Annotated in this window: 11 protein-coding genes and 1 tRNA gene; 6 read left to right on the top strand and 6 right to left on the bottom strand. The window is 47.6% G+C overall.

Annotated features, from left to right (window positions below; all coding sequences use genetic code 11):
- Positions 1 to 58: 58 nt before the first annotated feature.
- A complete protein-coding gene (gene cysZ / locus DK430_RS03660; protein WP_109077763.1) occupies positions 59 to 883 on the bottom strand; it encodes a sulfate transporter CysZ in 825 nt (274 codons plus the stop codon).
- A gap of 139 nt (positions 884 to 1,022) precedes the next feature.
- Between cysZ and zipA the strand changes: the two genes are divergently transcribed.
- Positions 1,023 to 2,039, top strand: coding sequence for a cell division protein ZipA (gene zipA, locus DK430_RS03655; protein ID WP_109077762.1), 1,017 nt, complete (start codon positions 1,023 to 1,025; stop codon positions 2,037 to 2,039).
- Between the two features lie 104 nt (positions 2,040 to 2,143).
- Entirely contained in the window at positions 2,144 to 4,159 is a 2,016-nt protein-coding gene (gene ligA / locus DK430_RS03650) for an NAD-dependent DNA ligase LigA (protein ID WP_109077761.1), read from the top strand.
- Positions 4,160 to 4,244: 85 nt separating this feature from the next.
- Here ligA and DK430_RS03645 read toward each other — a convergent pair whose 3' ends face one another.
- The 3 genes from DK430_RS03645 to tsaD form a co-directional block, all read right to left on the bottom strand.
- A complete protein-coding gene (locus DK430_RS03645; RefSeq protein ID WP_109077760.1) occupies positions 4,245 to 4,823 on the bottom strand; it encodes a thymidine kinase in 579 nt (192 codons plus the stop codon).
- A gap of 2 nt (positions 4,824 to 4,825) precedes the next feature.
- The gene (locus DK430_RS03640; protein ID WP_109077759.1) at positions 4,826 to 5,059 is read right to left on the bottom strand and encodes a hypothetical protein; all 234 of its coding nucleotides are present in this window, start codon (positions 5,057 to 5,059) and stop codon (positions 4,826 to 4,828) included.
- A gap of 99 nt (positions 5,060 to 5,158) precedes the next feature.
- Positions 5,159 to 6,187 carry a tRNA (adenosine(37)-N6)-threonylcarbamoyltransferase complex transferase subunit TsaD gene (tsaD, locus tag DK430_RS03635; RefSeq protein ID WP_109077758.1) on the bottom strand — a complete coding sequence of 343 codons (1,029 nt, stop codon included), beginning with the start codon at positions 6,185 to 6,187 and terminating at the stop codon, positions 5,159 to 5,161.
- A gap of 218 nt (positions 6,188 to 6,405) precedes the next feature.
- Here tsaD and rpsU point away from each other — a divergent pair, with 218 nt between their 5' ends.
- The 4 genes from rpsU (at position 6,406) to DK430_RS03615 (ending at position 10,653) form a co-directional block, all read left to right on the top strand.
- A complete protein-coding gene (rpsU, locus tag DK430_RS03630; protein WP_005701713.1) occupies positions 6,406 to 6,621 on the top strand; it encodes a 30S ribosomal protein S21 in 216 nt (71 codons plus the stop codon).
- Between the two features lie 121 nt (positions 6,622 to 6,742).
- Positions 6,743 to 8,503, top strand: a complete 1,761-nt coding sequence (dnaG, locus tag DK430_RS03625; protein ID WP_109077757.1) for a DNA primase — start codon at positions 6,743 to 6,745, stop codon at positions 8,501 to 8,503.
- 75 nt (positions 8,504 to 8,578) lie between these two features.
- Positions 8,579 to 10,450 carry an RNA polymerase sigma factor RpoD gene (rpoD, locus tag DK430_RS03620; RefSeq protein WP_109077756.1) on the top strand — a complete coding sequence of 624 codons (1,872 nt, stop codon included), beginning with the start codon at positions 8,579 to 8,581 and terminating at the stop codon, positions 10,448 to 10,450.
- Positions 10,451 to 10,576: 126 nt separating this feature from the next.
- Positions 10,577 to 10,653 (top strand) — tRNA-Ile (locus DK430_RS03615).
- A gap of 128 nt (positions 10,654 to 10,781) precedes the next feature.
- Here DK430_RS03615 and DK430_RS03610 read toward each other — a convergent pair.
- On the bottom strand, positions 10,782 to 11,537 hold the full coding sequence (locus DK430_RS03610; protein ID WP_109077755.1) for a DeoR/GlpR family transcriptional regulator: 756 nt from the start codon (positions 11,535 to 11,537) through the stop codon (positions 10,782 to 10,784).
- A 61-nt stretch (positions 11,538 to 11,598) separates the two neighbouring features.
- Positions 11,599 to 12,474 (bottom strand): rhomboid family intramembrane serine protease, encoded by an 876-nt coding sequence (locus tag DK430_RS03605; RefSeq protein ID WP_109077754.1) that lies wholly within the window; start codon positions 12,472 to 12,474, stop codon positions 11,599 to 11,601.
- Positions 12,475 to 12,493 lie beyond the last annotated feature (19 nt).

Raw genomic sequence — 12,493 nt, 5'->3', positions numbered from 1 at the left:
TTTAACATGAGATTTCGGGATAAAAAAATAGTTATTTTTTATAAATCATAACCAAAAGCTATTTAGCGACGATTTGCCCGCCGGCGGAACTGCCGTTTCGCACACTCACCTCGGTGCCGCTTTCCCCTTGCAACGGGCGCTTAAATAAGGTGCGATATTCCGTCACCCACATTGCCGTCGCGCCGCACACCGCAACGGGAATAATCACTAAATTCACTATCGGCACGAAAGTGCATAAGGTCACCAAACCGCCGAAGGTCACCGTCACGTTGCGTTTTATCGCCAGTTCGTTTTTCATGATGCCGAAGGGAATTTTATGGTTATCAAAAGGATAGTCGCAATATTGAATCGCCATCATCCAAGCGGTGAATAAAAAGGTCGCGACGGGAATCACGGTCTGCCCCAACAACGGAATAAAGCCCAATAAAAACAAGGCGATGATTTTCGGTAGACTGTAAACCAGCTTTTGCCATTCGCGCGCGAGCATACGCGGCACGTCTTTCATAAAATCCCACAAAGACATTTCCTGCAAATTCTCGCCGGTCAGCATTTTTTCCACTTTTTCCGCCAACAAGCCGTTAAACGGCGCGGCGATAAAGCCCGACAACGTGGTGAAAATAAAATAAAACAGGACTAATACCATCAAAACGGACAGTAGCAATAAAACGCCGCTCAACCAACTCAGCCAATCGGGAATATAAGACATAATGGCGTCAATATAACTGCCGATTTGGTTCACAAAAAGCCAAAGCAGACCGCCCAATAACAGCACATTTAGCAAGATCGGCATGATCACAAAACGGCGCAAGCCTTTTTGCAAAATCAAATGCCAGCCCATCACAAAATATTCAAAACCGGATTTCATTTCCGCATGTTTTAACATAACGTTTTCCCTTAGAAAAAAGAGGCTCAGGATACAAAGTGCGGTGAAAAAAATCAAACTTTGTCTCTCATCAATTTCGCAAAAATATGATAAGCTTACGCCCAACTTGCGTGAATTTTGTATGATTGGAGAGTCGGCAATGGATTTAAATACAATTTTGATTATCTTGGGCGTTATCGCATTATTGGCGTTAGTTGCGCACGGAATTTGGTCAAACCGTCGCGAAAAATCCCAATATTTCAAAAACGCCAATACCTTTTCACAAAATCAGCAACCGAATCGTTTTAACGCGCCAAATCAAACGGCACGCCCGACCACAGAAGCGCCCATCGCCGATAAGCCGAAACATTCCTTTGTAGAAGAAACCCCACCGCAACAACAAGCATTGGATTTTGAAGAGGCCGCAGCGCCAAGCGTCAACGAAAGTCAATCCATTGATCGCGCCGTAGATGAAATTAAAATCACATTGCCGAGCGGCGCGTCCAATAGCACCTTTAATACTACCGAGACGGCGACACAATACGCGCCGGCGGAACAACAGCCGCAACCGACTCAAAGCACACAAAACAATGTGTCGTTCCAACCTTACGGCGAGCCTTCGCCTTACGCCGATCCGAATCGTGTTTCCATCACGCAAATGGAAGAAGAATACACCACGCCGACGGTTTCCTTAACGCCGGTAGAACAGGAAACACAGGCAGAAACAACAGAAAGCCAACCGACGACGCAAGCGGAAAGCAAAGCGCCGAATTCCGCCAAGCCGTCTTTCATTATGTTGTATGTGGTAGCACCGGAAAACCGCGAATTTAACGGCGGTCGTCTGGCGCAAGCGTTGGATGGTTTGGGCTTTATTTTCGGCGATCAACATATTTACCACCGCCATTTGGATTTAACCGCCGCCAGCCCTGTGCTGTTCAGCGTCGCCAACTTGCAACAACCGGGCACCTTTGATCCTTACGACATGGACAACCTGTTCACCGTAGGTATTGCGCTCTTTATGCAGCTGCCTTCCCCAGGCAATGATACCGTCAACTTAAAAACCATGATTCGCGCCGCGCGCAATTTGGCGGACGAACTGGGCGGCTTCGTGCTGACCGACAAACAGGAAGTATTCAACGATCACGCCGAACAGGCCTATTTAGCCAAAGTGGCATAATCCGGCACGGCGGCTTAAAAACGTTTGCAAAAACGACCGCACTTTTCGCTCATTGAGCACCTCAAAAGTGCGGTCGTTTTTTTCATTATTTTTACGGAACAACCATGACAACCTCAATTCAACAACAAATCGACGACCTCAGAAAAACCTTACGCCACCACGAATATCAGTATCACGTTTTAGACGATCCGCAAATTCCCGACAGCGAATACGATCGCCTGTTTCATCAGCTCAAAGCCTTGGAGCAACAGCATCCGGAACTCGTCACCGCCGACTCGCCGACCCAACGGGTAGGCGCGCGTCCGTTGTCCGAATTTGCCCAAATTCGCCATGAAATTCCCATGCTTTCTCTGGATAACGCCTTTTCCGATGACGAATTTCTGGCATTCGTGAAACGCATTCAAGATCGCCTAGCAATCGTTCCCGAGCCGCTAACCTTTTGTTGCGAACCGAAACTGGACGGTTTGGCGGTCAGCATTTTGTATGTGAACGGCGTGCTGACCCAAGCGGCAACCCGTGGCGACGGCACCACCGGCGAAGACATTACGCAAAATATCCGCACTATTCGTAACATTCCGCTTCAATTGCTGACGGACAATCCGCCGACGCGTTTGGAAGTGCGAGGCGAGGTGTTTATGCCGCATGAAGGCTTTGAGCGATTAAATGAACGCGCCTTGGAGCACGGCGAAAAAACCTTTGCCAATCCGCGCAACGCCGCCGCAGGATCGCTTCGTCAGTTAGATCCGAAAATCACCAGCCAACGCCCTCTGATGCTCAACGCGTACAGCATCGGCGTGGCGGAAGGCGTAGAACTGCCGCCGACCCATTTTGAACGCCTGCAATGGCTGAAATCCGTCGGTATTTCGGTGAACAATGAAATTCGCTTATGCGATGGTATCGAAAACGTGCTGAATTTCTACCGCACTATTATGGAGAAACGCAGCTCGCTCGGTTATGACATTGACGGCACGGTGCTGAAAATCAACGATATTGCTCTGCAACAACGCCTCGGGTTTATTTCCAAAGCGCCCCGTTGGGCGATTGCCTATAAATTCCCGGCGCAGGAAGAATTGACGGTGTTAAATGACGTGGAATTCCAAGTGGGACGCACCGGCGCCATCACACCTGTCGCCAAGCTGCAACCGGTGTTTGTGGCGGGCGTGACGGTAAGCAACGCCACCCTGCATAACGGCGACGAAATCGATCGCCTGAATATTGCCATCGGCGACACGGTGATTATTCGCCGCGCGGGTGATGTGATTCCGCAAATTATCGGCGTAGTGCATGAACGTCGCCCGGCAGACGCGCGCCAGATTGTGTTCCCGAGCAACTGCCCGGTGTGCGATTCCTTAATCGTGCGTATTGAAGGCGAAGCGGTAGCGCGTTGCACCGGCGGCTTATTCTGCGCGGCGCAACGCAAAGAGGCGTTAAAACATTTCGTCTCGCGTAAAGCCATGGACATCGACGGCGTGGGTGCCAAACTGATTGAACAGCTGGTGGATCGCGAGCTGATTCATACCCCGGCAGATTTGTTCAAGTTAGATTTAACTACGCTCACCCGCTTGGAACGCATGGGGCCGAAATCCGCCGAAAATGCGCTATCCAGCTTAGAAAAAGCGAAAAATACCACCCTTGCCCGCTTTATTTTCGCCTTGGGCATTCGTGACGTGGGCGAAGCCACCGCGTTAAATCTGGCAAATCATTTCAAAACGCTGGAAGCATTACAAAACGCCGATTTGGAACAGTTGCAACAAGTGCCTGATGTGGGCGAAGTGGTGGCGAATCGGATTTTTGTGTTCTGGCGCGAAGAACACAATGTCGCCGTGGTGAACGATCTCATCGCCCAGGGCGTGCATTGGGAAACCGTCGAAGTGCAGGAAGCGAAAGAAAATCCGTTCAAAGACAAAACCGTAGTGCTCACCGGTACGCTCTCCCAAATGGGACGCAACGACGCCAAAGCACTGTTACAGCAACTCGGTGCCAAAGTCAGCGGCAGCGTCTCCGCCAAAACCGACTACGTCATCGCCGGCGAAGCCGCAGGCTCCAAATTGAGCAAAGCGGCAGAGTTAGGGGTGAAGGTATTGAGCGAGGAAGAATTTTTGGCGTGGGTTAACGGATAATTCGACGATATGAATAGGACAGACATCAAGTCTGTCCCTATAAAAAACATTAAAAAAAACGACCGCACTTTTCAGCCGCTCTCGCCTATTCCGCCATTCTCTCCTTATAATGCAAACGGCATACGGATAAATAGCTGTCGTTGCCGCCGATTTGGATTTGGTCGCCTTGTTTGACGACGTCGCCCTGTTCGTTTAAGCGCAGAACGAAATTAGCTTTACGTCCGCAATAGCAAATAGTCTTGAGCTCCTCCAGTTGGTCCGCCCACGCCAGTAAATAGCGGCTGCCTTCAAACAGTTCCGCTTGGAAATCTGTGCGCAAGCCGTAGCATAAAACGGGAATGCCAAGTTTGTCCACCACGTCGCTCAGTTGATAAACCTGTGCTTTGGTTAAAAACTGGGCCTCATCCACCAAAATGCAATGCAGCGGTTCCTGTGCCAAATGTTGTTCAATTTCAGCGAACAAATCCGTATGGCGGGTAAAGGTGTTCGCTTGTTCGCTGATGCCGATGCGGGAAGTGACTTGCCCGACACCGAAACGATCGTCAATCGCCGCCGTATAAACCCGCGTGTTCATGTGACGTTCGCGGTAATTATAAGAAGATTGCAGCAATGTCGTGGATTTTCCCGCATTCATGGTGGAATAATAAAAATACAGTTTAGCCATCTTTATTTCAGTACCCAACGCCAGAAATGATAACAAATGAAGCCGACCAGCGGTGGCAAGGAGGCAAGAATAAAGACGCCGATGGTGGTGCGACCGCCAGCCAGTTTGCCGACTTCCGTGAGAAAATCAATAAAAGTTTCGGTGGGTGTGGTAAAGACGAAAAAGGCGATGATCGCCAATGTGATGAAGCAGCCGATACCGGCGGCGCGCATGGCTCTGAATTTGATTTTGTCCATTTGTTTTCCTTTTTTATTGAAAAAGTGCGGTGGAATTTGGCGGCGTTTTTACATAAAAACCTCTGAAAAAAACACCGCACTTTTCTGTTACAGAATTCGTTAAATTGCGCTTAATTCGGTCATTGCCCAGCGAGGGCGAACTTCAATCGCCAAATCCTGTTGTTGACCTTGTTTTAAACGTAAAAAACCGGCGTAGGCAATCATGGCGCCGTTATCGGTGCAAAATTGCGGTTGCGGGTAAAATACCTCGCCACCCAACTGTTGCATGAGTTCCGGCAAAGTTTGGCGCAATTGTTTATTGGCACTCACGCCGCCGGCAATGACTAAACGTTTTAAACCCGTTTGTTTTAATGCGCGCTTGCATTTGATCGCCAGCGTATCTACGACCGCCTCTTGGAACGCGTAGGCAATGTCCGCTTTGCTTTGTTCGGTTAATTCCCCTTCATCTTTAATGATCTGATGAATCGTGTTGGCGGCGAAGGTTTTTAAGCCGGAGAAACTGAAATCCAAGCCGGGACGATCGGTCATCGGACGTGGGAAAGCAAAGCGATTCGGCGTGCCGTTTAAGGCAAGACGCGCCAATGCCGCGCCGCCGGGGTAATCCAAGCCGAGCAATTTTGCGGTTTTATCGAAGGCCTCGCCTGCCGCGTCATCAATGGATTCGCCCAATAATTCATAGCGTCCGACGCCGTCCACACGCACCAATTGCGTATGCCCGCCCGAGACCAATAACGCCACGAAAGGAAAGTGCGGTGGATTTTCTTCCAACATCGGCGCCAGCAAGTGACCCTCCATGTGATGCACGCCGATTGCCGGCACATTCCAAGCGTACGCCAGAGAACGCGCCACGGTGGAACCGACCAACAATGCGCCGACCAACCCCGGGCCGCTGGTGTAAGCCACACCGTCAATGTCTTCCGGTTTTAAATGGGCTTCTTTTAATGCGGCTTGCAGTAAGGGCGCCAGTTTGCGGATATGATCGCGCGACGCCAGTTCCGGCACCACGCCGCCGTAATCGGCGTGCAGGGCGATTTGGGTGTGGAGTTGATTGGCGATTAAGCCTTTTTCTTCATCATAAATGGCAACGCCCGTTTCATCGCAGGACGTTTCAATGCCTAAAATTCGCATTTGAGTTCTCTTTTATAGATTTGAATCGCGCTAAATTTTACCCGCTTTACACTATTTTAACCAGTTTTCCGATACAGATTTCAGGAAAACCTCAATCTGAGCTTTACTTTCATGCATGATTTGGATTAAAATTGCAACCTTTATTGAATCTGCCGCAGGCGCGGCAACAAATAAAATTTAAATTGCAATTAAATTAAACTCATTGAGGTGATTGGCTTATGCCTGTAATTAAAGTTCGTGAAAATGAATCCTTTGACGTAGCATTACGTCGTTTTAAACGCTCTTGCGAAAAAGCTGGTATCTTAGCAGAAGTTCGTGCTCGTGAATTCTACGAAAAACCAACAACCATTCGTAAACGTGAAAATGCAACCCGCGCAAAACGCCACGCAAAACGCGTCGCTCGCGAAAACGCACGCAACACACGTTTATACTAATTAACAGTATTTTTAACTCGAGTTATAAAAACCGTGAATCTTCCAAGGCTCACGGTTTTATTTTCTTTCAATCTCATCAGTTAGGCTCATATTTCGTTCACAATAAGAGGCAAAATACTCGATGAAAGGCTCCATTCCACGCACCTTCATAGACGACATTTTAACCAAAGTTAATATCGTCGATCTGATCAATTCCCGCGTAAAACTGAAAAAAGCCGGTCGAGATTATCAGGCGTGTTGTCCGTTTCATCATGAGAAAACGCCCTCTTTTACGGTGAGCGATAAAAAGCAGTTTTATCATTGTTTCGGTTGCGGCGCGCACGGCAACGCCATTTCCTTTTTAATGGAATACGACAAGCTGGAATTTGTGGAAGCGGTTGAAGAACTGGCAGGCTTTCTCGGGCTGGAAATTCCCTACGAAAAACGACCGCACTTTAACGACGGCGGCAAGCAGGTCGGCTATCAAACCAAGCGCAACCTGTATGAATTAATGCAGGAAATCGCCAAGTTCTATCAGCAACAACTGCCGCTAAATATTCCGGCACAAAGCTATTTGCAACAGCGCGGCTTGTCGGCTGAAATCATCGAGCGCTTTCAAATCGGTTATGTGCCGAATGCGATGTATTCTGTCTATCGCCAATTCGGCAAAACTCGCGAGGAACAGCAAAAACTGTTCGATTTGGGCATGTTGTCGCGTAACGATCGCGGCAATGTGTATGATAAATTCCGCAATCGGATTATGTTTCCTATTCGCGATCGGCGTGGACGCACTGTTGCCTTCGGCGGCCGCGTATTAACCGATGAAAAACCGAAATATTTGAACTCGCCGGAAACCGTCACCTATCACAAAGGCAGCGAGCTCTACGGTTTGTTTGAAGCGTTACAAGCAAACGACTCACCGCAAAAATTGCTGGTGGTCGAAGGCTATATGGATGTGGTGGCGTTGGCGCAATTTGGTGTGAATTATGCGGTGGCGTCGCTCGGTACTTCCACGACGTCCGAACAAATTCAGTTACTTTTCCGCTCCACGGAACAGGTGATTTGCTGTTACGACGGCGACCGCGCAGGACGTGACGCCGCATGGCGCGCCCTCGAAAATGCGCTGCCCTATTTGGAAGACGGTCGTCAGCTGAAATTTATCTTTTTGCCTGACGGCGAAGATCCCGATACCTTTATTCGCCAATACGGCAAACAGGGGTTCGAGGAGTACATCGACAATGCGCAATCCTTAAGCGAATTTCTGTTCGCGCATTTAACGCCACAAGTCGATTTTTCTTCAAAAGAAGGTAAAACCAAACTTGCCGCACTGGCAATTCCGCTGATTAAACAAATTCCCGGCGATGTATTACGTTTGGACTTGCGCAATACCCTTGCCAAAAAACTGGGCATTTTGGATCCCACACAGTTGGAAAGTTTGATCCCGAATCAAACAAAAGCGGAAAACGAACCTGCGATGCCGACGATTCAATTCAAACGTACCCCAATGCGGATTCTGATTGCCTTATTGTTACAAAATCCGGAATTGGTGAAATTCGTACCGGATTTAGAACCGCTCCGAAATCTGGATGAACCGGGTTACGATTTACTCGCAGAACTGACCGCACTTTGCCGAGAAAAAGTGGGGATTAGCTCGGGGCAACTGCTGGAACACTGGCGCGATACAAAACAACAAAACACGCTTGAAAAATTGCTGGCGTGGAACCATTTGATTGAAGACGATAAGATCGAAGACACCTTCCGCGAAACACTGCGTTATTTTTACCTGCAATTGGTTGATAAACGAATACATTGGCTTATCGCGAAAGATCGCGCGGAAGGTTTGGATCTGAACGAGAAAAAAGAACTTTCACATTTGTTAGTAAAAAAACAAGAAAAGAAATAGTTAAACCATGGTAACAATGCTAGAATTCTAGCGTTTTATCTTCTCCAAATTAAGTAAGCAAGGCGGATATCAAATATGGATCAAAATCCACAATCTCAATTGAAACTACTCATCGCACAAGGGAAAGAGCAAGGTTATTTAACCTATGCCGAGGTGAATGACAGCCTGCCCGAAGAATTAGTCGATGCGGATCAAATTGAAGATATTATTCAGATGATCAACGACATGGGTATTCAGGTGTTGGAAACCGCACCGGATGCCGATGATCTGATGCTCAATGAAAATATCACCGATGAAGATGTCGTTGAAGAAGCAACCCAAGTTTTATCCAGCGTGGAAGCAGAACTCGGTCGCACTACCGATCCTGTGCGTATGTATATGCGCGAAATGGGCAGTGTGGAGTTGCTTACCCGTGAAGGTGAAATTGATATTGCCAAACGTATTGAAGAAGGCATTAATGAAGTTCAAAGCGCTGTTGCCGCGTATCCGGAAGCTATCACCTATTTAATCGAACAATATGATTCCGTCGAAAGCGGCGGTGTCCGTTTAGCCGATTTGATTACCGGCTTTGTGGATCCAAACGTATTAACCGAATCTGAAGAAGAAACAAATTTAGAAGAAGATTTCGATTCGGAAGAGGATGAAGAAAACGCCGAAGATGCCGACATCGATGACGAAAGCGAAGAGGAAGAAGATAGCGAAGAAAGCAGCAGTGATGACGGCGATAGCGATAACAGTATCGATCCCGAAGTGGCTCGGGAAAAATTCACCGCACTGAAAGAACAACATCAAAAAACCCTAGAAATCATTGCAAAACATGGGCGTACGGCGAAAAAAGCGAAAGATGAAATTCAAGCCTTGTCCGATATTTTCACCCAATTCCGCTTAGTGCCAAAACAATTCGACACCTTGGTTTTATCCATGCGTGACATGATGAAACGTGTTCGCAGCCAGGAACGTTTCATTCAACGGATTGTGGTGGACAATGCAAAAATGCCAAAATCCGGTTTCCAAAAAAGTTTTATCGGTCATGAAACCAGTGATGTTTGGTTAGTGAAAGCCTTAGCTGCGGGCAAATCTTGGTCCGAAAAATTGGTGCAATATGAAAACCAATTACGCCAAGCCATCGCTAATTTGGTGCAAATTGAACAAGACACCAATCTAACGATTCCGCAAATCCGCGAAATCGGCGAGCGCATTGCGCAAGGCGAACTAAAAGCCCGTCGGGCGAAAAAAGAAATGGTGGAAGCCAACCTGCGTTTGGTAATTTCCATCGCCAAGAAATATACCAACCGTGGCTTGCAATTCCTTGATTTAATTCAAGAAGGTAATATTGGTTTAATGAAAGCAGTAGATAAATTTGAATACCGTCGCGGCTACAAATTCTCGACTTACGCCACTTGGTGGATTCGTCAGGCGATTACCCGCTCTATCGCCGACCAAGCGCGTACTATTCGTATTCCGGTACACATGATTGAAACCATCAACAAACTCAATCGAATTTCCCGTCAAATGTTACAGGAAATGGGCCGTGAAGCTTCTCCGGAAGAACTGGCGGAACGCATGGGTATGCCGGAAGATAAAATCCGCAAAGTGCTGAAAATTGCCAAAGAACCGATCTCCATGGAAACGCCAATCGGTGACGACGACGACTCCCATTTAGGCGATTTTATCGAAGACTCCACCTTAGAGCTTCCGTTGGATTCCGCCACTGCGCAAAGCCTAAAAGCAGCAACCCACGAGGTGCTGGAAGGCTTAACGCCGCGCGAAGCGAAGGTGTTGCGTATGCGTTTCGGTATCGACATGAACACCGACCACACCTTGGAAGAAGTGGGCAAACAATTTGATGTCACCCGCGAGCGTATTCGTCAGATTGAAGCCAAAGCATTGCGTAAATTACGCCACCCGAGTCGCTCCGAAACCCTGCGTAGCTTCTTGGATGAATAATCCGTCATACAAGAAAAAGGGATAAGTCGGCAGGCTTATCCCTTTTTGTTTAATTTAGAAACACACAAAATTCGGTAGCTGGACTTTACACCAATATTTCCCTATAATCGCACCTCAACTCTCACCGCCCCCATAGCTCAGTCGGTTAGAGCAGTCGACTCATAATCGATTGGTCACAGGTTCAAGTCCTGTTGGGGGCACCAACTTAATATTTCGCTCCTATTCATACCAATCCAATTGCCCTATAGTTTTATCGCCAACCTTCAGCTCATTTGAATAAAAAAGTGCGGTGAAAATTCACCGCACTTTTTAGCAGGAAAGATATAAAAATCTAACAAACAATCAAATTTACATTCTTATTTTTCAACAATTCGTCAATGCTCGGCGGTACGTCCATATCGGTGAAAACGTATTCTACATCCGTAATAGACCCCAGTTTTACCATAGCGCGACGGCTGAATTTGGAATGGTCGGTAACTAACAACGTGTTGCGGGAATTATCAATAATCGCCCGCTTCACCTGAACTTCGTGATAATCGTAATCTAATAACGTGCCGTCCAAATCAATGGCGCTGATGCCTAAGATACCAAAATCCAAGCGGAACTGAGATAAAAACTCTACCGTCGATTCGCCGATAATGCCGCCGTCTTGGCGTAACGAACCGCTGGCGATGGTGATATCGAAGGAGTCATTTTGCATGAGAATGTGAGCGGCGTTCAGATTATTGGTGACGATACGCAAATTTTGGTGACCCAATAAGGCGAAGGAAACCGCTTCGGACGTGGTGCCAATGTCGATAAACAAAGACGCGCCGTTTGGAATGAGTTGCACCGCCTGATTGGCGATACGATTTTTTTCTTGAGAAAAAAAGTGTTTGCGATCGTGATAATCGCTGTTCTCGGCAGTGGAAGGGGAAGCGGCTCCGCCATGATGACGACGAATAAAATTAGCCTCCGCCAATTCGTTTAAATCACGCCGAATGGTTTGCGGGCTCACATCAAATAAAGCAACCAATTCATCCGTACTCAAATACCCTTTTTGTTTCACCAGTTCGACAATTTTTTGATGACGGAGAGACTGTCTCATGTTTGTTTCCTCATTCCGGTAAGATTTCGGGTTGCTAATTTATCGCATTTTAGTGAGGAAATCACGATTTAACGCGAATATTTCGATCCGTAAACGCCAACAATATGCCCACCAATAAGCCGGAAATATGCGCCGTATTGCCGATATTAATATCCACCAGCGGGCCGGCAAAGCCGAGCAAAATCCCCACCACCAGCATATTGAAAAAGCCGTCCGGTACTTCAAAATCCGTTTGCCGATTGAGCTTATCCAGCACGAACACATAGCCCAACACGGCGTACACCACACCCGATAAACCGAAAAATGCCGGTCCGCTCACCATGTTTTGCGCTACGCCGCTAAGCACACCTGCAAGAAAATAAAGTTGTAACAGCTTCAAACTGCCCAACCGTCGTTCAATCGCACCGCCGAAAATCCACCACCAAGTGAGGTTAAACAAAATGTGCATATTGGACAAATGTACTAAGGTATGACTGAAATAACGCCAAACTTCGCCGTACTCGTCAGGTTCGGCCGGGAAATGGGCAAACAGCACGATAGGTTCGGCAAAACCGAATAACATGAACAAATAAATCAAAGTACAAAGTGCGGTCACAATGACGGTTATTTTTCGTTGTTGAAGATAGGAGAGAACGGAAATTTTATCGAATGTTTGAGTATCCTCGGCAGGAGGCACTCGGCGCACCTTAATCGGGCTTGCCCCGTTTTGCCAGGCTTGCGCATTTTGCTGCGCCAGCCATTCCTGCAAAAACGCCTCGCATTCCTGCGCAATCGCCGCAAAGTGCGGTGCGTTTTCCGGCAAAAAAACATGGTACACGGGATCGCCTTGCTCGTTTTGCTTTTCCTCGACAATCAAATCCACCCGATATTTCGCGCGAATATGATCACGAAAATGCGTCACTAACGCGGGAATTTCACTACCAAACAAATGCTGCATTTGCTATATTCCTTTTCCA

The sequence above is a fragment of the Aggregatibacter kilianii genome, assembly GCF_003129965.1.
Taxonomy (GTDB): Bacteria; Pseudomonadota; Gammaproteobacteria; order Enterobacterales; family Pasteurellaceae; genus Aggregatibacter; species Aggregatibacter kilianii_A.
Note: the sequence above shows the minus strand (reverse complement) of the source record. Positions and strands in the feature narration are given on the sequence as shown.